Origin of the sequence: Pseudomonas sp. 67(2021), from assembly GCF_017491835.1 — a bacterium.
In the GTDB taxonomy this organism is placed as follows: domain Bacteria; phylum Pseudomonadota; class Gammaproteobacteria; order Pseudomonadales; family Pseudomonadaceae; genus Aquipseudomonas; species Aquipseudomonas atacamensis.
On record NZ_JAFGYL010000001.1, the window covers coordinates 517,863 to 540,843 of the forward strand.

Below are 22,981 nucleotides of genomic sequence, written 5' to 3' on the forward strand. Positions count from 1 at the left end.
TGTCGGGGCAAAAGAGCGGTGTTTGCGACAGAACGACCGGCATTTACGCCAGCAGCGGCGGCAGCTGTTTGTTCAGGGTCAGTTTTTCCATGACCGCCCCGCCGGTCAGGGCGTAACCAAGCAACTGACCGTCGGCACTGTGGCACAGCGCTTTGATGTCGGCGCCCTGCCCTTCGACGCTCCAAATGCCTTCGCTGCCCCGTGGCGGCGGCGAAACCACCAGCGGGCACACCGGGGTTTTCACGGTGATCGGCATCGGCCCGTAGCTGACCGCGGTGGGATTTCCGGCGAGGGTTTGCGCCAATGCGCGCGCGCAGCTCATCAGCGGCATCACGTAAAGCAGATTGAGCCCGTCGACTTCGGCGCAATCGCCCAGGGCGTAGATGTTGGCGTGGGAGGTTTTCAGGTAACGATCGACCATCACGCCGCGATTGACCTGCACGCCGGCAGCCGCCGCCAGATCGATGCGCGGGCGCAGGCCGATCGCCGAGACTACTACATCGCACGGGATGATCTGACCGTCGGACAGGTGCGCTTCCATGCCATCGGCGACTTTCTCCAGCCGGGTCAGCACCGGGCCGAGGTGAAACTTCGCCCCGATACTTTCCAGCCCGGCCTGCACGGCCGCCGCAGCGGCGGGATGCAAGAGCATCGGCATGACCTGTTCGCACGGCGCGACCAGTTGCACTTCGTAGCCGCCGAGAATCAGGTCATTGGCGAATTCGCAGCCGATCAACCCGGCGCCGAGCAACAACACCCGACGCTTGCCCGCCGCTGCGGCACGGAAGCGCGCGTAGTCTTCGAGATCGTTGATCGGGAATACCAGTTCCGCGCTGTCGCCTTCGATCGGCACGCGCACGGTTTCCGCGCCCCAGGCCAGAATCAGGTCGCGATAGGGCACGGCTTCTTCACCGATCCACAAGCGTTTGTGGCCGGCGTCGATACCGCTGATGCGCGTGTGGGTGCGCACCTCGGCTTTCAACTGCTCGGCCATGGCGCCGGGTTCGGCCATGCTCAGGCCGTCGGCGTCCTTGTTCTTGCCGAAACCGGTGGAGAGCATCGGCTTGGAGTAAGAGCGGCCGTCATCGGCGGTGATCAGCAGCAGCGGGGTTTCGCTGTCGAGCTTGCGAAACTCGCGGGCCAGGTTGTAGCCCGCAAGCCCGGTGCCGATGATGACGACTGGTGCGCTCATGCCTTACTCCTCTGATTTGCTTAGTTGATTTCGATCATTTCGAAGTCCATCTTGCCGACGCCGCAGTCGGGGCACAGCCAGTCTGCCGGTACGTCTTCCCAGCGGGTGCCCGGCGCGATGCCGTCATCCGGCCAGCCATCGGCTTCGTTATAGATCAGGCCACAGACGATACATTGCCACTTCTTCATTCAGGTACTTCCTCAGGGTTCAGGCGTAGTGCCGGCGCGGACAGTCGATGGGTGCTGCGTTGCCATCCGGCTCAGGGCGTTTTGTACTGAGGGTGCCGCGCAGATGCAAGCCTGTTCGGCGCAACGGCGGCCGGCGCCGCTCAATCCTGTCGCCCGCCATGGTAAGCTCGCCGCCTCATTTGCGGCCAATAATGACTCATTGTGCAACATTCAAATGCCTGCCCCGCCCCGCTCTGGCTGACCCAAGACCGCCTGACGCCCCGCCCCGATCCGTTGACCCTCGACTGGTTGTTCGACGAAGGCTCGCTGACCCGCCGTTTGACCCGTTTGTCCGAGGACGGCTTCAGCGTGTCGCCGCTGTTCGAAGGCTGGGACACCTTGCGCGCTGATGAATGCGCGGCACTGGAGCTGGCCGAGGGCAGCGAAGGCTGGGTGCGCGAGGTGTATTTGCGCGGCCACGGCGAGGCCTGGGTGTTTGCCCGCAGCGTTGCCTCGCGGGCGGCCCTGCAAGGTGATGGTTTGCACATGGATGAACTGGGCAGCCGCTCGCTGGGCGAATTGCTGTTTTGCGATCAGGCGTTCCAGCGCCGCGCCATTGAAGTCTGCCGCTACCCCGAACAATGGCTCCCGCCAGCGGTGCAAGCCCCTGAATTGTGGGGCCGGCGTTCGCGTTTCGACCGTGGCGCGCTGAGTGTGCTGGTCGCGGAAATCTTCCTGCCGAGCCTGTGGGACGCCGCCCGCGCCCATCCGGAGAACTGCTGATGTATCAGAGCCTGCTCAAGTCCCTCAACCGTCTGAACCCACGCGCCTGGGATTTCGTTCAGTTGACGCGCATGGACAAGCCGATTGGCATTTACCTGCTGCTGTGGCCAACGCTGTGGGCGTTGTGGATTGCCGGCAAGGGTTCGCCGTCGCTGGCCAACGTGGTGATTTTTGTTCTTGGCGTAGTGCTGACCCGCGCCGGTGGTTGCGTGATCAACGACTGGGCTGACCGCAAGGTCGACGGCCACGTCAAACGCACCGCGCAACGGCCGCTCGCTGCTGGCAGGATCAGCTCGAAGGAAGCGCTGGTGTTCTTTGCCGTGCTGATGGGCATCAGTTTTCTGCTGGTGCTGTGCACCAATGCGCCGACGATCTGGCTGTCATTGGGCGGTCTGGCGCTGGCGTTCACTTATCCGTTCATGAAGCGCTACACGTACTACCCGCAAGTGGTGCTGGGTGCGGCGTTTTCCTGGGGCATGCCAATGGCCTTTACCGCCGAGACCGGAGAATTGCCGGCGGCGGCGTGGTTGCTGTGGATCGCCAATCTGCTGTGGACGGTGGGTTATGACACTTATTACGCGATGACCGATCGCGATGACGACCTGAAGATCGGCGTGAAATCCACGGCGATTCTGTTTGGCGAGGCGGATCGGGTGATCATCCTCAGCTTGCAGGCATTGTCGCTGGCCTGCCTGATTCTGGCCGGGTCGAAGTTCGAGCTGGGGATCTGGTTCCACCTCGGTTTGCTGGTGGCTGCGGGATGTTATGCGTGGGAGTTCTGGTACACGCGCAGCAAAGACCGTATGCGTTGCTTCCAGGCCTTCTTGCACAACCATTGGGCAGGGTTGGCGATATTTGTCGGGATCGTGCTGGATTACGCACTGCGCTGATGCATGACACCTGTGGGAGCGAGCCTGCTCGCGAAGGCGTCATGTCAGTCACCTCTGCGACAACTGACACAACGCTTCGCGAGCAGGCTCGCTCCCACAGGGTTTTGGACCGTGGTTATTTGGCCTTGGCGACTTTCCACGCGCCGTCCATTTTGCCGTCGCCGGTCATGTCGCCGGCCTTCTTGTCCATCACAAAGGTGTACAGCGGCATGCCCTGGTAGGCCCACTGCTTGCTGCCATCATCACGAGTGATTACCGTCCAGTCCCCCATCGACTTGTCATTCGCTGTCGCCATTAGCGGCGGCCAGTTTGCCGCGCACTTGTCATTGCACGCGGACTTGCCAGCGGAGTCCTTGGCAAAGGTGTACAGGGTCATGCCCTTTTGATCGGTGTACATGCCGTCCTTTTCCATCGCCGGATCGGCCGCCATGGCCAGCCCCGGCAATGTCAGGGCGGCGGCCAGCAGCAGGGCTTTGAACGAAGCAGTCATTTGAGTCATGGAAACCTTCTTTTGTGGTTGTCAGGATTCGGACTTAGAGCTTAGTCGAGGATGGGTGCAAATGTTGCGCGCCTGAAATACTGTCACACGACTGCAATAATTCCGTTATCTAATGCGGCGCAAGACAGTTAAATGACAAGAGGATTAAGGCATGGTTGGCAGGAGCATTCTGATCGTCGACGACGAAGCGCCTATTCGCGAAATGATCGCCGTGGCGTTGGAAATGGCCGGCTATGACTGCCTCGAGGCAGAGAACTCGCAGCAGGCTCACGCCATCATCGTCGACCGCAAACCGGACCTGATCCTGCTCGACTGGATGCTGCCCGGCACCTCGGGCATCGAACTGGCCCGGCGCCTCAAGCGTGACGAGCTGACCGGGGACATCCCGATCATCATGCTCACCGCCAAGGGAGAAGAGGACAACAAGATCCAGGGCCTCGAAGTCGGCGCCGACGATTACATCACCAAACCGTTTTCCCCGCGTGAACTGGTCGCCCGCCTCAAGGCTGTACTGCGCCGCGCCGGACCGACCGATGGCGAAGCGCCGATCGAAGTCGGCGGCCTGCTGCTCGACCCGATCAGCCACCGCGTGACCATCGACGGCAAACCCGCCGAGATGGGCCCGACCGAATACCGCCTGCTGCAATTCTTCATGACCCATCAGGAACGCGCCTACACCCGTGGCCAGTTGCTCGATCAGGTCTGGGGCGGCAACGTCTACGTCGAAGAGCGCACCGTCGACGTGCACATCCGCCGCCTGCGCAAGGCCCTCGGCGACGCTTACGAAAATCTGGTACAAACCGTGCGCGGCACCGGTTATCGGTTCTCCACAAAAGCGTAAAAGCAGCTGCAAGTTTCCAGCTACAAGCGGCAAGTGAAAGCCGATCCGTTTTAGCTTGAAGCTTGCGGCTTGAAACTTGAAGCTGCGGCTAAGGACGCCCTCGTGAATCAAAACTGGCATGGCACCCTGATTCGCCACATGCTGTTGCTGGTCACCGCCTGCCTGGTGATCGGCCTGATCACCGGCTATTACGGCTGGAGCCTCGCGGCGGGTCTGGGGCTTTATCTGGCCTGGACGCTCAAGCAATTGCTGCGTCTGCACGAATGGCTGCGCCAGCATCAACCCGACGAAGCGCCGCCCGATGGCTATGGCCTGTGGGGCGAGGTGTTCGACAGCATCTACCACCTGCAACGCCGCGACCAACGGGTGCGCGGACGTCTGCAAGCGGTGATCGACCGGGTGCAGGAGTCCACCGCCGCGCTGAAAGACGCGGTCATCATGCTCGACAGCGACGGCAACCTCGAATGGTGGAACCGCGCCGCCGAAACCCTGCTCGGCCTGAAGACTCCGCAGGACAGCGGCCAACCGGTGACCAACCTGGTGCGCCATCCGCGCTTCAAGGAATACTTCGAGCAGGACAGCTTCGCCGAGCCATTGGAAATCCCTTCGCCGACCAATGATCGCGTGCGCATTCAGCTGTACCTGACCCGCTACGGCAACAATGAACACCTGATGCTGGTCCGCGACGTGACGCGCATTCATCAGCTGGAACAGATGCGCAAGGATTTCATCGCCAACGTCTCCCACGAACTGCGTACACCGCTGACGGTGATCTGCGGCTATCTGGAAACCCTGCTGGACAATGTCGAGGAAGTGAACCCGCGCTGGAGCCGTGCCCTGCAGCAGATGCAGCAACAGGGCGGGCGCATGCAGACGCTGCTAAACGACCTGTTGCTGCTGGCCAAGCTGGAAGCCACCGACTATCCGTCGGACAACCAGCCAGTGCAGATCGACACATTGCTGCAATCGATTACCAGCGATGCGCAGCAGTTGTCCGGGGCGAAGAACCAGCGCATCAGCCTCGAGGCCAATGCCGGAGTGCTGCTCAAGGGCAGCGAGGCCGAGCTGCGCAGTGCGTTTTCCAATCTGGTGTTCAACGCGGTCAAGTACACCCCGGCCGAGGGCAACATCCGCATTCGCTGGTGGGGCGACGATCAGGGCGCGCACCTGAGCGTGCAGGATTCCGGCATCGGCATCGACAGCAAACATCTGCCGCGCCTGACCGAACGTTTCTACCGCGTCGATTCCAGCCGCAACTCCAACACCGGCGGCACTGGCCTCGGCCTGGCCATCGTCAAGCACGTGCTGCTGCGCCACCGCGCACGCATGGAAATCAGCAGCGTGCCCGGTCACGGCAGCACGTTCACCTGCCATTTCGCCCCGGCCCAGGTGGCCAGCGCACGGGCGATCAGCGCCACCGAGTGATGCCGCCCGGCACACGCCACTAGGCAATCGCACGGTCAGCCGCTACATTGGCTGAATTGTGCCTGCCTTTCAGGCGCTGTTTCTCCCCACTTTCGAATCACACGGAACCCGCAAAACTCCATCATGGACCCTTCCCCTGGCTTGTCCCTCGCTACCATTTTCGCCGACTTCGGCATGATCCTTTTTGCTCTGATCCTGGTGTTGCTCAACGGTTTTTTCGTTGCGGCGGAATTCGCCATGGTCAAACTGCGCTCGACCCGGGTCGAGGCCATCGCTGAACAACACGGCTGGCGCGGGCACATCCTGCGCACCGTGCACAGTCAGCTCGATGCCTACCTGTCGGCGTGCCAGCTCGGCATCACCCTCGCCTCCCTTGGCTTGGGCTGGGTCGGTGAACCGGCATTTGCGCATATTCTCGAACCGCTGCTGAGCGCGGTCGGCGTCGACTCGCCCGAGATCATCAAAGGCGTGTCGTTCTTCACCGCGTTCTTCATCATTTCGTACCTGCACATCGTGGTCGGCGAGCTGGCGCCCAAGTCGTGGGCGATCCGCAAACCCGAGCTGCTTTCGTTGTGGACGGCAGTGCCGCTGTACCTGTTCTACTGGGCGATGTACCCGGCAATCTACCTGCTCAATGCCAGCGCCAACGCGATTCTGCGTATCGCCGGGCAAGGTGAACCCGGCCCGCACCATGAACACCATTACAGCCGCGAAGAACTGAAATTGATCCTGCACTCCAGCCGTGGCCAGGATCCCAGCGATCAGGGCATGCGCGTGTTGGCTTCGGCGGTGGAAATGGGCGAGCTGGAAGTGGTCGACTGGGCCAACTCCCGCGAAGACCTGATCACCCTGGAATTCAATGCGCCGCTGAAGGAAATCCTGGCGATGTTCCGTCGCCACAAGTTCAGCCGTTATCCGGTGTACGACAGCGAGCGCCAGGAGTTCGTCGGCCTGCTGCACATCAAGGATCTGCTGCTGGAACTGGCCGCGCTGGACCACATTCCCGAGTCGTTCAACCTCGCCGAGCTGACCCGCCCGCTGGAGCGCGTATCGCGGCACATGCCGCTGTCGCAACTGCTGGAGCAGTTCCGCAAAGGTGGCTCGCACTTCGCCGTGGTCGAGGAGGCTGACGGCAACATCATCGGCTACCTGACCATGGAAGACGTGCTGGAAGTGCTGGTCGGCGATATCCAGGACGAACACCGCAAGGCAGAGCGCGGCATCCTCGCCTATCAGCCAGGCAAGTTGCTGGTGCGTGGCGATACGCCGTTGTTCAAGGTCGAGCGCCTGCTCGGCATCGATCTCGATCACATCGAAGCGGAAACCCTTGCCGGGCTGGTTTACGAAACCCTGAAACGGGTGCCGGAAGAGGAAGAAGTGCTGGAAGTCGAAGGCCTGCGCATCATCATCAAGAAGATGAAAGGGCCGAAGATTGTTCTGGCCAAGGTGTTGATGCTGGATTGATGGGAGTTTGGGGGGCTCTTGTGGCGAGGGGATTTATCCCCGTTGGACGGCGCAGCCGTCCCAAAACCATTGAATGCAGTCAGTTAGTACAGAGTTGCAATATTTGGGGCCGCTTCGCGGCCCAACGGGGATAAATCCCCTCGCCACAAAAACCCTCAACACCCTATCGCGCCTACTGTTTGCCCAACGCAAAGTTGGGCAACGCCCCCAGCGGCTGGTTGAACTGATAGGGAATCGACACCAGCCCTTCGCCGGTATTGCGCTGCACCACGAAATGCAGGTGCGGGCCGCTGCTGTTGCCGGTGTTGCCCGACAGCGCCAGCGGGCTGCCGACCTTCACCCGTTGTCCTTCGCGCACGCTCACCGAACCCTGTTTCAAATGCAGGTACACGCCCATGGTGCCGTCGTCGTGCAGCACCCGGACGAAATTGCCGGAGGCATCGGTGCCGCGCCCGCTCTGGGAGTTCTCGGTCTTGACTACCACACCCGCTCGCGCGGCGATGATCGGCGTGCCCACCGGCATGGCGATGTCCATGGCGTAGCGGTTCTTCGGCCCGTAGTGGCTGTACTGACCGTTGGCGCCCTGACTCAGGCGAAACGGCCCGCCACGCCAGGGCAGCGGATAGCGATAGCTCTGCGCGGTGCCTGCGGGGTCGCCCAGCGAGTACTGGAACTGCGGCGAATACACCAGCGGCTGGTCACGACTGATCGCCGTCAGCAGCGCCAGCCGCGTGTTGCTGCGCGGTGGCAGCACACGACGAATCGCCCGCGCGGGCGCGCCACGCACATTGCTCGTGCCGATGAAGGCCAGGGCAACCTCGACCGGCGCGTACAGATCGTTGCGCGCAAACACCACGTCGACGCCCTTCTGCTTCTTGATGTCCAGGTACACCTGGCGGTCGAGGCGCTCGACCATGCGGTCCTGAAACACGAACACTTTCGCGCCTTTGCTCGGGCGGTCACTGTACGAGACCACGCCGTTGGCGTCGGTGGATTTGTAGATGGTCATGGCCATCGCCAGCTGGGAGGCCAGGCAGAGACCGCAGAAAAACAGCAGGCGCGCGAGCATGGGCAAAAGTCTGTCGAAGGAAGGCCTGGGAATCAGCCTAGCAGCTGAGACAGACCAGGCTAGTCGACAGATGTTTCAAAATGGCCAGCGCGGGAGATGGGTGGTGCTTTTGATGGCCCCTTCGCGAGCAAGCTCGCTCCCACAGGTTCGGTGTGATCTCTGTGGGAGCGAGCCTGCTCGCGAAGGCGGCCTATCGGGCGACGAAGCTTACGCGCCGGGTACGAAATGCTTCTGCGCCGTGCCCCGGGCGATCAGGCGCGAGATGTAGTCGAGCTTTTGCGCATCCTGGTCGACAAAGCGGAAGGTCAGTTGCAGCCAGTCGCTGTCGGCTTTCTGCTCGTGGGCGACGATGGCGTGCAGATAACCGTTGAGGCGCGCGATCTCGGCGTTGTCGCCCTGCTCCAGATCGAGCACGGCGCTGTCGAGGATCTGCGGCAGGGTTTCAGTGCGCTTCACTACCAGCAGCGCTTCCTTGATGCTCAGGGCCTTGATCACGCATTGCTGAGTACCGCTCGGCAGGCGCAACTGGCCCTGACCACGACCGCCCACCGGCGCCTTGGATGCACCGGGCGCCTGAACTGGCGGGCTGTTGAGCAAACCGCGCGACGGTGCAGCGGCTGGAGCGGGGGCAGCAGCGGCAGGCCTGGCCGCAGCGCCGCCGACCACGGCCGGCTTGCCGCCGGTCAGTGCGCTCAGGGAATCGTTGCCGAACGCCGAATTCATCTTGGTCGGCGCGCTGTTCATCAAGGTGTCGAGCTTGCCGACCTTGTTCAGTGCCTGCTTGACCTTGGTCAGCAACTGCTCGTTGGTGAACGGCTTGCTGACGTAACCGGATACGCCGGCCTGAATCGCCTGCACGACGTTTTCCTTGTCACCACGGCTGGTGACCATGACGAACGGCATGGTCTTGAGGTTGTCCTGCTCGCGGCACCAGGTCAGCAGTTCGAGGCCGGACATTTCCGGCATTTCCCAGTCGCACAGCACCAGGTCGAAAGCCTCTTTGGCCAGCATCGCCTGGGCCTTTTTGCCGTTGATGGCGTCCTCGGTGCGGATCCCCGGGAAGTAATTACGCAGGCACTTTTTCACCAGGTCACGAATGAACGAAGCATCGTCCACGACCAACACACTGATCTTGCTCATCCAACACCCCTATTAAAATCCCGGCAAGCATAACGCTGGCTGATGGCACATTGCCAAAACTCTTCAGTCACGCCGGGACTTTTCGTTCGCGGGTGCTGCTTTTGATACGAATCCGCTTCTGAAAAGCAGAAACAAAAACGCCCGGCCAGAGGGCCGGGCGCTTCTCTCAGGCAATCTTACTTATCGTCAGCTTCGCCCGGAACATTAGCGGTTTCAGCGCTTGTGCCTTCAACTTCTTCTTTCATGCGCTTGAGGCCCATGTGGCGCACGTCGGTGCCGCGCACCAGGTAGATCACCAGTTCGGAGATGTTGCGCGCATGATCGCCGATGCGCTCCAGCGAACGCAGGACCCAGATGATGCTCAGCACCCGCGAGATAGAGCGCGGGTCTTCCATCATGTAGGTGGCCAGCTCACGCAGGGCGGTTTTGTATTCGCGGTCGATGATCTTGTCGTACTGCGCCACCGACAAGGCCAGATCGGCGTCGAAACGCGCGAAGGCGTCCAGCGCATCGCGCACCATGTTGCGCACCTGGTCGCCAATGTGACGAACCTCGACGTAACCGCGCGGCGCTTCGCCTTCTTCGCACAACTGGATGGCACGACGGGCGATCTTGGTGGCTTCGTCGCCGATACGCTCGAGGTCGATCACCGACTTGGAAATGCTGATGATCAAACGCAGGTCGGAGGCTGCCGGCTGACGACGGGCAAGAATGCGCAGGCATTCTTCGTCGATGTTGCGTTCCATCTGGTTGATCTGGTCGTCGATCTCACGGACCTGCTGAGCCAGGCCGGAGTCGGCCTCGATCAGCGCCGTGACCGCGTCGTTGACCTGCTTCTCGACCAGCCCGCCCATGGCAAGGAGGTGGCTGCGCACTTCCTCCAGTTCAGCGTTGAACTGCGCGGAAATGTGATGGGTAAGGCCTTCTTTGGAAATCATTGTTCGCTCCGCGAAAGTTGCAAGCTTCAAGCTGCAAGCTTCAAGCAGTTATGTGTAAGTCCTGATATCGCACCAATTCTTTCTTGCCGCTTGAAGCTTGCGGCTTGCAGCTGCCCCAATCAGCCATAGCGACCGGTGATGTAGTCTTCGGTCTGCTTCTTCGCCGGATTGGTGAACAGGGTATCGGTGTCGCCGAATTCCACCAGTTTGCCCATGTACATGAACGCGGTGTAGTCGGACACCCGTGCCGCCTGTTGCATGTTGTGGGTAACAATGACGATGGTGAACTTGGACTTCAGCTCGTAGATCAGCTCTTCGACTTTCAGCGTCGAGATCGGGTCCAGAGCCGAGCACGGTTCGTCGAGCAGCAGCACTTCCGGCTCGACCGCGATGGTGCGCGCGATCACCAGACGCTGTTGCTGACCACCGGACAGGCCGAGGGCCGAGTCGTGCAGACGGTCTTTGACCTCGTCCCACAATGCCGCGCCTTTCAACGCCCACTCAACGGCTTCGTCGAGGATGCGCTTCTTGTTAATGCCCTGGATGCGCAGGCCATAGACCACGTTTTCGTAGATGGTCTTCGGGAACGGGTTGGGCTTCTGGAACACCATGCCGACGCGACGACGCAGCTCGGCAACATCTTCGCCCTTGCGATAGATGTTGTTGCCGTACAGATTGATCGCGCCCTCGACGCGGCAGCCGTCGACCAGATCGTTCATCCGGTTGAAGGTACGCAGCAGCGTCGACTTACCGCAGCCGGACGGGCCGATGAACGCGGTCACGCGCTGTTTCGGGATGTTCATGCTGACGTCGAACAGGGCCTGTTTCTCGCCGTAGTACAGGCTCAGGCCCGGTACTTCGATGGCAACGGTTTCCTGCGCCAGGTCCAGGCTCTGCTTGTCGCGGCCCAGGGCAGACATGTTGATGCCGTGGCTGTGTGTTTCGTGCTGCATGGGGTTCTCACTCCGTTCGTAGCTGCAAGCTTCTGGCTGCAAGCTGCAAGTTTGAGCAAAAGCGGCTTGTAGCTTGCCGCTTGTGGCTAAGGGCTTTAGCTATCCAGTGCTTTGTATTTTTCGCGCAAGTGGTTGCGGATATACACCGCCGACAGGTTCAGCGTCGCGATCACCAGCACCAGCAGCAGCGCGGTGGCGTACACCAGCGGGCGGGCTGCTTCGACGTTGGGGCTCTGGAAGCCGACGTCATAGATGTGGAAGCCCAGGTGCATGATCTTCTGGTCCAGGTGCAGGTACGGGTAGTTGCCGTCCACCGGCAGCGACGGCGCCAGTTTCACCACACCCACCAGCATCAGCGGCGCCACTTCACCGGCGGCGCGGGCCACGGCGAGGATCATCCCGGTCATCATGGCCGGGCTGGCCATCGGGATAACGATTTTCCACAGCGTCTCCGCTTTGGTTGCGCCGAGAGCCAACGAACCTTCACGCACAGTGCGGGGAATCCGCGCCAGACCTTCTTCGGTCGCCACGATCACCACCGGCACGGCCAGCAGCGCGAGGGTCAGCGAAGCCCAGAGCAGGCCCGGCGTACCGAACGTCGGCGCCGGCAGAGCTTCAGGGAAGAACAAGCGGTCGACCGAGCCACCCAGCACGTAAACGAAGAAGCCCAGACCGAACACGCCGTAAACGATCGCCGGTACGCCAGCGAGGTTGTTCACCGCAATGCGAATGATCCGGGTCAGGGTGTTCTGCTTGGCGTATTCGCGCAGGTACACCGCTGCCAGCACGCCGAACGGGGTCACGATCATCGCCATGATCAGGGTCATCATCACGGTGCCGAAGATCGCCGGGAAGATCCCGCCTTCGGTGTTCGCTTCACGCGGGTCGTCGGAGAGGAATTCCCAGATCTTGCTGAAGTAGAAACCAACCTTGGTCAAGGTGCTCATGCCGTTTGGCTGGTAGGCATGCACGACTTTGCCCAGACCGATTTCGATTTCCTTGCCGTTGGCGTCACGGGCGGTCAAGGCGTCGCGGTTGAACTGTGCATGCAAATCAGACAGACGTGCTTCGATGTCCTTGTAGCGCGCGTCCAGTTCGGCGCGCTCGGATTCCATGTCCGCTTGTGCGGTGGCGTCGAGTTTGCCTTCCAGCTCGAGTTTGCGCCCATGCAATCGGATGCGTTCAAGACCGGCGTTGATCGCGCCGATGTCGGTTTTTTCCAGCGTCTTCAGTTGAGCAGCAAGATCGTTCACCCGATCGATGCGCGCTTGCAGCTCAGGCCAAGCGGCCTCGCCTTCGGCGATGACCTTGCCATCCTGTTTGACGTTGACCAGGTAGCCGTAGAAGTTGCCCCACTCGCGACGCTCGATCGCCATCAATTCTGGCGGTGTGGTCTGCTTGGTCAGCCACTCGCCGACGATCCACGTGAAGTCATTGCCGTTCAGGTCACGGTTGCCGACCTTGATCAGCTCGCGGGTCATGAATTCCGGACCTTCGTCCGGCACCGGCAGACCGGCGCTCTTCAGACGCGCGCGCGGCACTTCTTCTTTCTGCACCACTTCGCCGATCACCAGGTGATTGGCCTGGCCCGGTACGTCGTAATGGGCGTGGATCAGGTCCGCCGGCCAGAAGTGACCGAGACCGCGCACGGCAATCACCGCCAACAGGCCAATGGTCATGATGACCGCGATGGACACCGCGCCACCGCTGATCCAGACGCCCGGGGCGCCGCTCTTGAACCATCCTTTCAGGGAGTTCTGTTTCACAGACTTCTACCTTTGCTTAAAGCGACGAGTATTTCTTGCGCAGACGCTGACGAATCAGTTCTGCCAGGGTGTTCATGACGAAGGTGAACAACAGCAGCACCAGCGCCGAGAGGAACAGCACGCGGTAGTGGCTGCCGCCGACTTCCGACTCGGGCATTTCCACCGCGACGTTGGCGGCCAGGGTGCGCAGGCCTTCGAACAGGTTCATCTCCATCACCGGGGTGTTGCCGGTGGCCATCAGCACGATCATGGTTTCGCCGACCGCACGGCCCATGCCGATCATCAGCGCCGAGAAGATCCCCGGGCTGGCGGTCAGGATCACCACGCGAGTCATGGTCTGCCACGGCGTCGCACCAAGGGCCAGCGAACCCAGGGTCAGGCCGCGCGGCACGCTGAACACGGCGTCTTCGGCGATCGAGTAGATGTTCGGGATCACCGCGAACCCCATGGCCAGACCGACCACCAGAGCGTTGCGCTGGTCGTAGGTGATGCCCAGGTCGTGGGAGATCCACATGCGCATGTCGCCGCCGAAGAACCAGTTCTCCATGAACGGGCTCATGTACAGCGACAGCCAGCCCACAAACAGGATCACCGGAATCAGCAGCGCACTTTCCCAACCGTCCGGGACTTTCAGGCGGATCGATTCGGGCAGGCGGCTGAAGGTGAAACCGGCGACCAGAATGCCGATCGGCAGCAACATCAGCAGACTGAAGATGCCCGGCAGATGGCCTTCTACGTACGGCGCGATGAACAGGCCGGCGAAGAAACCGAGGATCACCGTCGGCATCGCTTCCATCAGTTCGATCACCGGTTTGACCTTGCGGCGCATGCCTGGGGCCATGAAGTACGCGGTGTAGATCGCCGCAGCGACGGCCAATGGTGCGGCCAGCAGCATGGCGTAGAACGCGGCCTTCAGAGTGCCGAAGGTCAGTGGCGAGAGGCTCAGTTTCGGTTCGAAATCGGTGTTGGCGGCGGTCGATTGCCAGACGTACTTAGGCTCGTCGTAGTTCTCGTACCAGACCTTGCTCCACAGCGCGCTCCACGATACTTCCGGGTGCGGATTGTCGAGCAGCAACGGCTGCAGCTTGCCGCCGGCTTCGACGATCACTCGGTTGGCGCGCGGCGACAGACCAAACAGGCCCTGGCCATCCACTACTTGATCAACCAGCAACGTGCGGTGTGCGGTGCTATGGAACACGCCGAGCTTGCCGCTGGCATCAAGGGCGAGGAAGCCTTTGCGGCGCTCTTCGGCAGCGATTTCAACGATCGGCGTGGTGCCCATCTGGAAGGTGCGGATCTGTTTCAGACGCTGCTCGCCATCGGTATCGCGGGCCATGAACCACTGGGCCAGACCGCCCTTGGAATCGCCGACGATCAGCGAGATACCGCCGACCAGCTGCGCGGTGGCGGTGACTTGGGCGTCAGCGTTTTCCAGCAGTTTGTAGCGCCCGTTGAGGCTCTTGTCGCGCAAGCTGAACACGTCGGCCTGGGCACGACCGTTGACCACGTACAGCCACTGCTGGCGCGGGTCGACGAAGATGTTTTTCACCGGCTCGGTCATCTGCGGCAGATCGATACGCGTCTGCTCGTTGGTGACTTCGCCGGTCATCATGTTTTCTTCGCTGGTCAGCGACAGCACATTGAGTTGCGAGCCGGTGGAGCCGACCAGCATCAGCGTCGAGTCGGTGGCGTTGAGGCTGACGTGCTCCAGCGCACCACCGCTTTCGTTCAGCGCGATCGGTGCCTCGCCATAGGGATATTCGATGGCCGGGCTGATGGTTTTCTTGCCATCGGGGTAGCTGACTTTATAGGTATGACGGAACACCAGCGCCTGACCGTTGGACAGCCCCACGGCCACCAGCGGATGACCCGGCTGGTCTTCGCCGATAGATGTCACGGTGGCGCCCGCAGGCAGCGGCAGATCGACACGCCTCAATTCAGCGCCACTGTCGAGATCGAAGAACAGCGCCTGGCCCTTGTCGGACACACGCATGGCTACCTGATTCTGCTCTTCGAGCGAGATCATCAGCGGCTTGCCGGCGTCCTGCATCCAGGCCGGGGTGATCGAGTCTTTCGCGGTCAGGTCGGCACCTTGAAACAACGGCGCTACAACGTAAGCGAGGAAGAAGAAGATCAGGGTGATGGCCGCGAGCACCGCCAGGCCGCCAACGAGGACGTACCAACGGGTGAAGCGATCCTTGAGCGCGCGGATGCGGCGCTTGCGTTGCAGCTCAGGCGTATTGAAATCAATGCGCTTGGGAGGGGAAGACGTAGTCATTGGGGAATTGGCCAGATCATTCATGCGCACACCCTAGCGATCCTGTATGACAGAAAGATGACAGTGCAGTGACGCAGCAAATCCGCCAGCCGGAAGTCCGGCAGCGGAGTCGAGAATTTGGTGGTTGCAGGAGCGCTTCTGCTCGCCAAGGCGTCGGGTCAGTCACATCGATGCTGCATGTGACCACCCCTTCGCGAGCAGGCTCGCTCCCACAGGAGTCCGGCTTCAGGCCGGCCTCAGGGTGTTACTTCTTGGCGACCGCGCCGCCTTCTTGCAGACCGAGGTCAGCCAGTGCCTTGGCAGCAACCTTGGCTGGCAGCGGGATGTAGCCGTCTTTCACTACCACTTCCTGGCCCTGTTTCGACAGCACCAGCTTCACGAACTCGGCTTCCAGCGGGGCCAGAGGCTTGTTCGGGGCTTTGTTGACGTAAACGTAGAGGAAGCGCGACAGCGGATACTTGCCGTTCAGGGCGTTTTCTTCGGTGTCTTCGATGAACTCGCCGCCTTCTTTCTTGGCCAGAGCGACGGTTTTCACGCTGGCGGTCTTGTAGCCGATGCCCGAGTAGCCGACGCCGTTAAGCGAGCTGCTGATCGACTGCACCACCGACGCCGAACCTGGTTGTTCGTTGACGTTCGGCTTGTAGTCGCCTTTGCACAGGGCTTCTTCCTTGAAGTAGCCGTAGGTGCCGGACACCGAGTTACGGCCGAACAGCTGGACTGGCTTGTTGGCCAGGTCACCGGTTACGCCCAGGTCGCCCCAGGTCTTGACGTCAGCTTTGGCACCGCACAGGCGCGTCGAGGAGAAGATCGCATCGACTTGAGCCATGGTCAGGTGCTTGATCGGGTTGTCCTTGTGCACGAACACCGCCAGGGCATCCACGGCAACCGGGATTGCCGTCGGCTTGTAGCCGTACTTCTGTTCGAAAGCCTGCAGCTCGTTGTCTTTCATCTTGCGGCTCATCGGGCCCAGGTTGGCGGTGCCTTCGGTGAGTGCAGGTGGCGCGGTGGAAGAACCGGCAGCCTGAATCTGGATGTTGACGTTCGGGTATTCTTTTTTGTAGTTCTCGGCCCACAGGGTCATGAGGTTGGCCAGGGTATCGGAACCGACGCTGGACAGGTTGCCCGACACACCAGTGGTCTTGGTGTAGCTCGGGATAGCAGGGTCAACAGCGGCGAACGCGTTGGCAGTCGCAACGCCAGCAGCGACAAAAGTCATTGCCGCCATCAAACGCTTCAGTTTCATGCCTTACTCCTAGCAGATAGGGTGTGTTAAGTCGGGGCCAAGTATCAGCAGGCCATGTGAACACTCTATGGCTGAAATATGACAATTGGATGAAAGGCCAGCATCGGGTTTTGCTGGATGAACAGATCGTTCCCACGCTCTGCGTGGGAACGCCGCCATGGACGCTCTGCGTCCGCATTTGAGACGTGACGCGGAGCGTCACAGGATGCATTCCCACGCGGAGCGTGGGAACGATCAGGCGGGAGAGAAAATCAACGCCCCTTCTTCCAGAGCCACGCCCCGACCAGAATCCCCATCCCGCAGAGCACCGCAACATAGTAGGCAGGGCCCATAGCGCTTTCTTTCAGCAGCAGACTGACCACCATGGGCGTCAAGCCACCGAAGATCGCGTACGCGACGTTGTACGAGAACGACAAGCCACTGAAGCGAACCACCGGCGGGAACGCTTTGACCATCACGTACGGCACCGCGCCGATGGTACCGACCAGCAAACCGGTCAATGCGTACAGCGGGAACAGCCAGTCCGGGTGGTCGGCGAGGCTGTGGTAGAAGGTCCAGGAGCTGATCAGCAGACCGAGGCAGCCAAAGACGAAGACGCGACCGGCGCCGAAGCGATCGGCCAGCGCGCCGGCGCCAATGCAGCCAAGGCTGAGGAACACGATGGCCAGGCTGTTGGCTTGCAGCGCCGTGGTCGCCGAGAAGTGGTAGACCGTTTGCAGCACGGTCGGGGTCATCAGAATCACCACGACGACGCCAGCCGAGAGCAGCCAGGTCAGCAGCATCGAAATGGCGATGGCGCCGCGATGATCACGCAGCACCGCGCGCAACGGCACTTCTTCGGCCAGTGCCTTGCGCAATTGCAGTTCGGCGAACACCGGAGTTTCGTGCAGCCAGCGGCGCAGGTACACAGAGAACAGGCCGAACACGCCGCCGAGCAGGAACGGGATCCGCCAGGCGTAATCCGACACTTCGGCTGGCGTATAAATGCTGTTGATCGCCGTGGCGACCAGCGAGCCGAGGAGGATGCCGGCAGTCAGGCCACTGGTGAGCGTGCCGCAGGCATAACCGATGTGCTTTTGCGGTACGTGTTCGGAAACGAAGACCCACGCTCCCGGCACCTCGCCGCCAATCGCCGCACCCTGGATCACCCGCATCAGCAGCAACAGGATCGGCGCCCAGATGCCGATCTGCGCGTAGGTCGGCAGCAGGCCCATGATCAGCGTCGGCACGGCCATCATGAAAATGCTCAGGGTAAACATCTTCTTGCGCCCCAGCAGGTCACCGAAGTGCGCCATGACGATGCCGCCCAAAGGACGCGCCAGATAGCCGGCAGCAAAGATGCCGAACGTCTGCATCAAGCGCAGCCACTCGGGCATGTCGGCCGGGAAGAACAGCTTGCCGACGACGGTGGCGAAGAAAACGAAGATGATGAAATCGTAGAACTCCAGCGCCCCGCCGAGGGCGGACAGCGACAGAGTCTTGTAGTCATTGCGGGTCAACGGTCGTGCGGGTTGCTCGGGCTGCGCGAGGCTCGAAGGCGCTGTGGTCATGGCAAGGGCTTCTCTTATAGTCGAATCTGTCGCCACAACAACGCTGGCGGTGGCTCGGACAGGTTCGGCACCATAGCAAATTGTTCGAAAAAGCACATAGAGGCGCGTAATTGACGGTCGAAATCAGAACCGGGTGGTCGTCGCGGGGTCTATCGACCGATATACTCGCCACCTGCGCAGGATTTGTAAGAGGTTGCTGTGCGAAAACGTTGTTGGCCCGTCCTTTGCTCGGGATTTAGCCTTTTTCGCAGAGTTTCCCTTTAGGCGCCTGATGGAAAACGTGACGAACGCAGTGTGTTCGGTGTTGAATCGTTTTTCTTGAAGACGGCTACCACCCGCAATACCCACGAAGAGTCACGGGTCAGAGGCCCCTCGGCATGATAGAGCTCGAACAAGAAGATCCGATCCCACAGGGCGACCTCGCCCTGCAAATCACCGCACTCCCGCGCGAAACCAACGGCTTTGGCGATATTTTCGGCGGCTGGCTGGTCGCGCAGATGGATCTGGCCGGCACTGCCATGGCCAGCCGGGTGGCCGGTGGCCGCGTTGCCACTGTCGCCATCGACCGCATGGCGTTTCTCGTCCCGGTCGCCGTCGGCGCGCAGTTGTCCTTTTATACCCAGACCCTGGAAATCGGCCGCAGCTCGATCCAGATGATGGTCGAAGTGTGGAGCGATGACCCACTGTCCAGCGAATGGCGCAAGGTCACCGAAGCGGTTTTCGTTTTCGTCGCCATCGACGGCAGCGGTCGCACCCGTTCGGTGCCGCCACGCGCGCGTTAAACCTCGCGGCCGTTTTGCGGTCGATAGTCGTCCCCAGTGTCTGATCGAGAGTTGCCCATGAACACGCCCAACGTTGAAGCCGTGAAACAGGATGAACTGAACTGCTGGCGCATCCGCCACGGCAAGGCCGAAGTGCTGGTGGCCCAGCAAGGCGCGCACATCCTCAGTTATCAGATCGACGGCCAGCCGCCGATCATCTGGCTCAACGACAAGGCCGAGTTCAAGACCGGCAAGAGCATCCGCGCCGGCGTGCCGGTGTGCTGGCCGTGGTTCGGCAAATTCGAACGCAATCCGAGCAGCGTGCAGGCCATGTACACCGGCGAGCAACCGGCCCCCGCGCACGGTCTGGTGCGGGCGATGGACTGGGAGTTGGGCAACATCGAATCAGAGGCTGACGGCATCAAGGTCGAATTCAAGCTGCCCTACCCGGAAGGTGGCCTGCCAGGCTGGCCCCATGAGGTCGATCTGACCCTGACCCTGCATCTGGCGGATCAACTGCATTACAGCCTGACCAGCCATAACCGGGGTACTGACAGCGTCACGCTGAGTCAGGCGCTGCACACCTATTTCGCCGTGAGTGACGTGCGTAATGTGCATGTCGACGGCGTGGCCGGGCTGAATTACATCGAGACCCTGGACGACTGGAACACGGCCAGCCAGAGCGGCGATCTGCATTTCGCCGGCGAGACCGACCGCATCTACCTCGACGTTCCGCCGCAATTGAGCATCGTTGATCCGACCTGGGAACGACGCATCGTGCTGACCTCTACCGGCTCGCGCACTGCGGTGATCTGGAACCCATGGATCGACCGCGCCGCCGCCCTGCCGGACATGGACAACGATGGCTGGCAGCGCATGCTGTGCATCGAAACGGCGAATGTGATGGATGATCTGGTGACCCTGGCGCCGGGGGCGAGCCATACGATGGGTGTCAGCGTAGCTGCTACGCCGCTCTAGGAATGTGGCGAGGGGATTTATCCCCGCTGGGTCGCGCAGCGGCCCCCGCTTTTTTTAAATCAAAAGCTGGGGCCTGCTGCGCAGTCCAGCGGGGATAAATCCCCTCGCCACAGATAAATCCCTTCACCACAGATAAATCCCCTCACCACAAAGGCTCGCTCCCAAATTTATGTGCGGCGCGCTTTAGAGGTCAGCCTCCTGCACCACCCGCACCTTCTCCGCCTCCAGCGCATACGCCGCATCAGCGAGGTCATTGCTGACCTTCTCGATTTTCAGTGTGCCGGTCACCCACAGCGGTGTGTAGATATCGTCCAGCTTCAAACCCTTCGGATATCGCACCAGCACCAGTTGATTGGGCGGCGGTGGCGGTACGTGGATGCAGGCGCCCGGATACGGCACGAGGAAGAACAACGTGCTGCGGCCCTTGGCGTCGGATTCCAGCGGCACCGGGTAACCACCGATGCGAATGTGCTTGTCGTTCATCGACGCCACGGTTTTCGTCGAATACATCACCGCTGGCAGACCTTTGGCCTGCTTCATCCCGCCCTTCTCGGTGAAGGTGCCGGTGGCTTCGGGGGAGTTGTGGTCGATTTCCGGCATGGCCTCGAGGGCCTTTTGATCCGACTTGGGCATCAGTTCCAGCCAGTCGGTTTCCGGCAGTTCGCCGGCGTGGGCGAGATAGCTGCCCAGCAAGAGGAGAGTCAACAGAAGACGGCGCATGAAGGTGCTCGGCAGGCAAAGGAATGGACGGTGAGTCGCCGCGCATTCTAGCCCTCCCGGCCGTGATGGCCGAGAGGGCTTTGTCGCTTTCGATCAGTTCTTTTTGATCAGACCGTAGATCACCAGCAACACGACAGCGCCGACCAGTGCGCCGAGGAAACCCGCGCCCTCGCCCGCCTGATAGATGCCCAGAGCCTGGCCGCCGTAGGTGGCCGCCAGCGAACCGCCGATACCGAGCAGGATGGTCATGATCCAACCCATGCTGTCATCGCCCGGTTTCAGGAACCGAGCCAGCAGGCCGACGATCAAGCCGATAAAGATGGTTCCGATAATTCCCATGGCATTTCCCTCTGATTTGGTAGATATGCCAAAGCCTAGACAGACTTTGGCATCCTGCCATGAGAGAACGGCGGCCCCTGAATGGTTCCGCCGCGGCCACATGAAACTGGTTTACTCGGCGATCAGCGCTTGGACCTTGATGATCTGCGCCTGCAGCGTGGCCATATCGGCGCAGCGCAGGTTGGCATGGCCGACCTTGCGTCCGGCCTTGAAAGCTTTGCCGTAGTGATGCAGATGGCAGTCTTCGATGGCGATGACTTTTTCCACCGGCGGCACTACGCCGATGAAGTTGAGCATCGCGCTCTCGCCGACCTTGGCGGTCGAACCCAGCGGCAGGCCGGCCACGGCACGCAGGTGGTTTTCGAACTGGCTGCACTCGGCACCTTCGGTGGTCCAGTGCCCGGAGTTGTGCACGCGCGGGGCGATTTCGTTGGCTTTCAGGCCACCGTCGACTTCGAAGAACTCGAAAGCCATCACGCCGACGTAGTCGAGGTGCTTGAGCACACGGCTGGAATAATCTTCGGCTAGCGCCTGCAACGGGTGATCGGTGCTGGCCACCGACAGCTTGAGGATGCCGCTGTCGTGGGTGTTGTGCACCAGCGGATAGAACTTCGTTTCACCATCGCGGGCACGCACGGCGATCAGCGACACTTCGCCGGTGAATGGCACGAAGCCCTCCAGCAGGCAGGCAACGCTGCCCAGTTCGGCGAACGTACCGGCAACATCTTCCGGCTTGCGCAGGACTTTCTGACCCTTGCCGTCATAACCCAGGGTGCGGGTTTTCAGCACGGCCGGCAGACCGATGGAAGCGACGGCGGCGTCCAGGTCGGCTTGCGACTGGATGTCGGCGAAGGCCGGGGTCGGAATGCCGAGGTCTTTGAACATGCTCTTTTCGAACCAGCGGTCACGAGCAATGCGCAGGGCTTCGGCGCTCGGGTAGACCGGCACGAATTGCGAAAGAAACGCCACGGTTTCGGCCGGGACGCTTTCGAATTCGAAGGTCACCAGATCGACTTCATCGGCCAGTTGGCGCAGATGATCCTGATCGCCGTAATCGGCCCGCAGGTGTTCGCCCAACGCAGCGGCGCAAGCGTCCGGCGCAGGGTCGAGAAAAGCGAAGTTCATGCCCAGCGGAGTGCCCGCCAGAGCCAACATGCGACCCAACTGGCCGCCACCGATTACACCGATCTTCATCTCAACAACCTCAGGCAATACGTGGGTCTGGATTGTCCAGGACGCTGTCTGTCTGCTCGGCACGGAAGGTTTTCAGTACCGCATGAAATTGCGGGTGCTTGGCGCCGAGGATGCTCGCCGAGAGCAGGGCGGCGTTGATTGCGCCGGCCTTGCCGATGGCCAGGGTGGCGACCGGAATGCCCGCCGGCATCTGCACGATCGACAGCAGCGAATCGACGCCCGAGAGCATGGCCGACTGCACCGGCACGCCCAGCACCGGCAGGTGGGTCTTGGCCGCACACATGCCTGGCAAGTGGGCGGCGCCACCGGCACCGGCGATGATCACCTCGATGCCGCGGCTTTCAGCCTCTTCGGCGTACTGGAACAGCAGATCCGGGGTGCGGTGGGCGGAAACCACCTTGACCTCGTACGGGATGCCGAGCTTTTCCAGCATATCGGCGGTGTGGCTAAGGGTGGACCAATCGGACTTGGAGCCCATGATCACGCCAACCAGTGCACTCATCGTCGCGCCTCTTCTCTCTGGAGCGCCCGCAGGCGCATCATAAAACAACAAGCCACGCAGGTTGCGTGGCTTGATTGTGCGAAAAATGGCCGGACGTGCCGGCCGAAGGCCGCGCAGTATACCGCAAAGAAAGCAATAAACAGCCCCCGAAACGACCATCTGTCAAATGAGCGAAACGCCCGGTTTTATTGACCTTGAGGTCAGCGAAAGAACAGCGCAAAAATCCCCCTGTGGGAGCGAGCCTGCTCGCGAAAGCGTTGTGTCAGACGATACCTCAGGGCCTGACACT

At 61.2% G+C, this 22,981-nt stretch carries 22 protein-coding genes; 7 read left to right on the forward strand and 15 right to left on the reverse strand.

Going from position 1 to position 22,981, the window contains the following annotated elements; translation table 11 throughout:
* Positions 1–43: 43 nt before the first annotated feature.
* Positions 44–1,192, reverse strand: coding sequence for an FAD-dependent oxidoreductase (locus J5M66_RS02375; RefSeq protein ID WP_024014829.1), 1,149 nt, complete (start codon positions 1,190–1,192; stop codon positions 44–46).
* Positions 1,193–1,212: 20 nt separating this feature from the next.
* Positions 1,213–1,380, reverse strand: a complete 168-nt coding sequence (locus tag J5M66_RS02380) for a rubredoxin (protein ID WP_003177199.1) — start codon at positions 1,378–1,380, stop codon at positions 1,213–1,215.
* 201 nt (positions 1,381–1,581) lie between these two features.
* On the opposite strand from J5M66_RS02380, the gene J5M66_RS02385 reads away from it, so the two are divergent.
* The gene (locus J5M66_RS02385) at positions 1,582–2,142 is read left to right on the forward strand and encodes a chorismate lyase (RefSeq protein WP_024014830.1); all 561 of its coding nucleotides are present in this window, start codon (positions 1,582–1,584) and stop codon (positions 2,140–2,142) included.
* Entirely contained in the window at positions 2,142–3,032 is an 891-nt protein-coding gene (gene ubiA / locus J5M66_RS02390) for a 4-hydroxybenzoate octaprenyltransferase (RefSeq protein ID WP_024014831.1), read from the forward strand. The genes J5M66_RS02385 and ubiA overlap by 1 nt, the downstream gene beginning before the upstream one ends.
* Positions 3,033–3,147: 115 nt before the next feature.
* Here ubiA and J5M66_RS02395 read toward each other — a convergent pair whose 3' ends face one another.
* Positions 3,148–3,531 (reverse strand): hypothetical protein, encoded by a 384-nt coding sequence (locus J5M66_RS02395; RefSeq protein ID WP_016772488.1) that lies wholly within the window; start codon positions 3,529–3,531, stop codon positions 3,148–3,150.
* A 151-nt stretch (positions 3,532–3,682) separates the two neighbouring features.
* Here J5M66_RS02395 and phoB point away from each other — a divergent pair, with 151 nt between their 5' ends.
* The 3 genes from phoB (at position 3,683) to J5M66_RS02410 (ending at position 7,261) form a co-directional block, all read left to right on the forward strand.
* A complete protein-coding gene (gene phoB, locus J5M66_RS02400; RefSeq protein ID WP_007896474.1) occupies positions 3,683–4,372 on the forward strand; it encodes a phosphate regulon transcriptional regulator PhoB in 690 nt (229 codons plus the stop codon).
* A 138-nt stretch (positions 4,373–4,510) separates the two neighbouring features.
* Positions 4,511–5,797 carry a phosphate regulon sensor histidine kinase PhoR gene (gene phoR / locus J5M66_RS02405; protein WP_221264854.1) on the forward strand — a complete coding sequence of 429 codons (1,287 nt, stop codon included), beginning with the start codon at positions 4,511–4,513 and terminating at the stop codon, positions 5,795–5,797.
* 123 nt (positions 5,798–5,920) lie between these two features.
* Positions 5,921–7,261: a hemolysin family protein gene (locus tag J5M66_RS02410; RefSeq protein WP_016772486.1), complete on the forward strand. Its 1,341-nt coding sequence runs from the start codon at positions 5,921–5,923 to the stop codon at positions 7,259–7,261.
* 172 nt (positions 7,262–7,433) lie between these two features.
* On the opposite strand, the gene J5M66_RS02415 is transcribed toward J5M66_RS02410, so the two are convergent.
* The 8 genes from J5M66_RS02415 to J5M66_RS02450 all read right to left on the reverse strand — a co-directional run bounded on the left by J5M66_RS02415 (position 7,434) and on the right by J5M66_RS02450 (position 18,198).
* The gene (locus J5M66_RS02415) at positions 7,434–8,330 is read right to left on the reverse strand and encodes a M23 family metallopeptidase (RefSeq protein WP_123441867.1); all 897 of its coding nucleotides are present in this window, start codon (positions 8,328–8,330) and stop codon (positions 7,434–7,436) included.
* A 207-nt stretch (positions 8,331–8,537) separates the two neighbouring features.
* Entirely contained in the window at positions 8,538–9,470 is a 933-nt protein-coding gene (locus J5M66_RS02420; protein ID WP_041476598.1) for a response regulator, read from the reverse strand.
* A 176-nt stretch (positions 9,471–9,646) separates the two neighbouring features.
* On the reverse strand, positions 9,647–10,408 hold the full coding sequence (gene phoU / locus J5M66_RS02425) for a phosphate signaling complex protein PhoU (protein WP_016772483.1): 762 nt from the start codon (positions 10,406–10,408) through the stop codon (positions 9,647–9,649).
* A gap of 119 nt (positions 10,409–10,527) precedes the next feature.
* On the reverse strand, positions 10,528–11,361 hold the full coding sequence (pstB, locus tag J5M66_RS02430; RefSeq protein ID WP_016772482.1) for a phosphate ABC transporter ATP-binding protein PstB: 834 nt from the start codon (positions 11,359–11,361) through the stop codon (positions 10,528–10,530).
* 95 nt (positions 11,362–11,456) lie between these two features.
* A complete protein-coding gene (pstA, locus tag J5M66_RS02435) occupies positions 11,457–13,127 on the reverse strand; it encodes a phosphate ABC transporter permease PstA (RefSeq protein WP_207807584.1) in 1,671 nt (556 codons plus the stop codon).
* A gap of 16 nt (positions 13,128–13,143) precedes the next feature.
* On the reverse strand, positions 13,144–15,429 hold the full coding sequence (locus tag J5M66_RS02440) for an ABC transporter permease subunit (protein ID WP_207807585.1): 2,286 nt from the start codon (positions 15,427–15,429) through the stop codon (positions 13,144–13,146).
* Between the two features lie 220 nt (positions 15,430–15,649).
* Positions 15,650–16,648: a phosphate ABC transporter substrate-binding protein PstS gene (locus J5M66_RS02445; protein WP_016772480.1), complete on the reverse strand. Its 999-nt coding sequence runs from the start codon at positions 16,646–16,648 to the stop codon at positions 15,650–15,652.
* Between the two features lie 251 nt (positions 16,649–16,899).
* Positions 16,900–18,198, reverse strand: coding sequence for an MFS transporter (locus J5M66_RS02450; RefSeq protein ID WP_110599782.1), 1,299 nt, complete (start codon positions 18,196–18,198; stop codon positions 16,900–16,902).
* A gap of 377 nt (positions 18,199–18,575) precedes the next feature.
* Here J5M66_RS02450 and J5M66_RS02455 point away from each other — a divergent pair, with 377 nt between their 5' ends.
* Positions 18,576–18,980, forward strand: coding sequence for an acyl-CoA thioesterase (locus J5M66_RS02455; protein WP_003229628.1), 405 nt, complete (start codon positions 18,576–18,578; stop codon positions 18,978–18,980).
* Positions 18,981–19,037: 57 nt separating this feature from the next.
* Positions 19,038–19,937 carry a D-hexose-6-phosphate mutarotase gene (locus J5M66_RS02460; protein ID WP_207807586.1) on the forward strand — a complete coding sequence of 300 codons (900 nt, stop codon included), beginning with the start codon at positions 19,038–19,040 and terminating at the stop codon, positions 19,935–19,937.
* 183 nt (positions 19,938–20,120) lie between these two features.
* On the opposite strand, the gene J5M66_RS02465 is transcribed toward J5M66_RS02460, so the two are convergent.
* The 4 genes from J5M66_RS02465 to purE all read right to left on the reverse strand — a co-directional run bounded on the left by J5M66_RS02465 (position 20,121) and on the right by purE (position 22,692).
* Positions 20,121–20,657 carry a DUF3299 domain-containing protein gene (locus J5M66_RS02465; protein ID WP_016772476.1) on the reverse strand — a complete coding sequence of 179 codons (537 nt, stop codon included), beginning with the start codon at positions 20,655–20,657 and terminating at the stop codon, positions 20,121–20,123.
* Between the two features lie 93 nt (positions 20,658–20,750).
* Positions 20,751–20,996, reverse strand: a complete 246-nt coding sequence (locus J5M66_RS02470; protein ID WP_016772475.1) for a GlsB/YeaQ/YmgE family stress response membrane protein — start codon at positions 20,994–20,996, stop codon at positions 20,751–20,753.
* 111 nt (positions 20,997–21,107) lie between these two features.
* Positions 21,108–22,190, reverse strand: a complete 1,083-nt coding sequence (locus tag J5M66_RS02475) for a 5-(carboxyamino)imidazole ribonucleotide synthase (protein ID WP_073470876.1) — start codon at positions 22,188–22,190, stop codon at positions 21,108–21,110.
* 10 nt (positions 22,191–22,200) lie between these two features.
* Entirely contained in the window at positions 22,201–22,692 is a 492-nt protein-coding gene (purE, locus tag J5M66_RS02480) for a 5-(carboxyamino)imidazole ribonucleotide mutase (protein ID WP_007920220.1), read from the reverse strand.
* Positions 22,693–22,981: the final 289 nt, after the last annotated feature.

Coding starts and splice junctions, on each gene's coding strand:
- purE (WP_007920220.1), bottom strand. CDS start 22,692: ATGAGTGCACTGGTTGGCGTGATCATGGGCTCCAAGTCCGATTGGTCC.
- J5M66_RS02415 (WP_123441867.1), bottom strand. CDS start 8,330: ATGCTCGCGCGCCTGCTGTTTTTCTGCGGTCTCTGCCTGGCCTCCCAG.
- J5M66_RS02440 (WP_207807585.1), bottom strand. CDS start 15,429: ATGAATGATCTGGCCAATTCCCCAATGACTACGTCTTCCCCTCCCAAG.
- pstB (WP_016772482.1), bottom strand. CDS start 11,361: ATGCAGCACGAAACACACAGCCACGGCATCAACATGTCTGCCCTGGGC.
- J5M66_RS02475 (WP_073470876.1), bottom strand. CDS start 22,190: ATGAAGATCGGTGTAATCGGTGGCGGCCAGTTGGGTCGCATGTTGGCT.
- J5M66_RS02380 (WP_003177199.1), bottom strand. CDS start 1,380: ATGAAGAAGTGGCAATGTATCGTCTGTGGCCTGATCTATAACGAAGCC.
- phoR (WP_221264854.1), top strand. CDS start 4,511: ATGCTGTTGCTGGTCACCGCCTGCCTGGTGATCGGCCTGATCACCGGC.
- phoU (WP_016772483.1), bottom strand. CDS start 10,408: ATGATTTCCAAAGAAGGCCTTACCCATCACATTTCCGCGCAGTTCAAC.
- J5M66_RS02420 (WP_041476598.1), bottom strand. CDS start 9,470: ATGAGCAAGATCAGTGTGTTGGTCGTGGACGATGCTTCGTTCATTCGT.
- J5M66_RS02460 (WP_207807586.1), top strand. CDS start 19,038: ATGAACACGCCCAACGTTGAAGCCGTGAAACAGGATGAACTGAACTGC.
- J5M66_RS02410 (WP_016772486.1), top strand. CDS start 5,921: ATGGACCCTTCCCCTGGCTTGTCCCTCGCTACCATTTTCGCCGACTTC.
- J5M66_RS02455 (WP_003229628.1), top strand. CDS start 18,576: ATGATAGAGCTCGAACAAGAAGATCCGATCCCACAGGGCGACCTCGCC.
- J5M66_RS02445 (WP_016772480.1), bottom strand. CDS start 16,648: ATGAAACTGAAGCGTTTGATGGCGGCAATGACTTTTGTCGCTGCTGGC.
- J5M66_RS02395 (WP_016772488.1), bottom strand. CDS start 3,531: ATGACTCAAATGACTGCTTCGTTCAAAGCCCTGCTGCTGGCCGCCGCC.
- phoB (WP_007896474.1), top strand. CDS start 3,683: ATGGTTGGCAGGAGCATTCTGATCGTCGACGACGAAGCGCCTATTCGC.
- J5M66_RS02375 (WP_024014829.1), bottom strand. CDS start 1,192: ATGAGCGCACCAGTCGTCATCATCGGCACCGGGCTTGCGGGCTACAAC.
- J5M66_RS02465 (WP_016772476.1), bottom strand. CDS start 20,657: ATGCGCCGTCTTCTGTTGACTCTCCTCTTGCTGGGCAGCTATCTCGCC.
- J5M66_RS02470 (WP_016772475.1), bottom strand. CDS start 20,996: ATGGGAATTATCGGAACCATCTTTATCGGCTTGATCGTCGGCCTGCTG.
- ubiA (WP_024014831.1), top strand. CDS start 2,142: ATGTATCAGAGCCTGCTCAAGTCCCTCAACCGTCTGAACCCACGCGCC.
- J5M66_RS02450 (WP_110599782.1), bottom strand. CDS start 18,198: ATGACCACAGCGCCTTCGAGCCTCGCGCAGCCCGAGCAACCCGCACGA.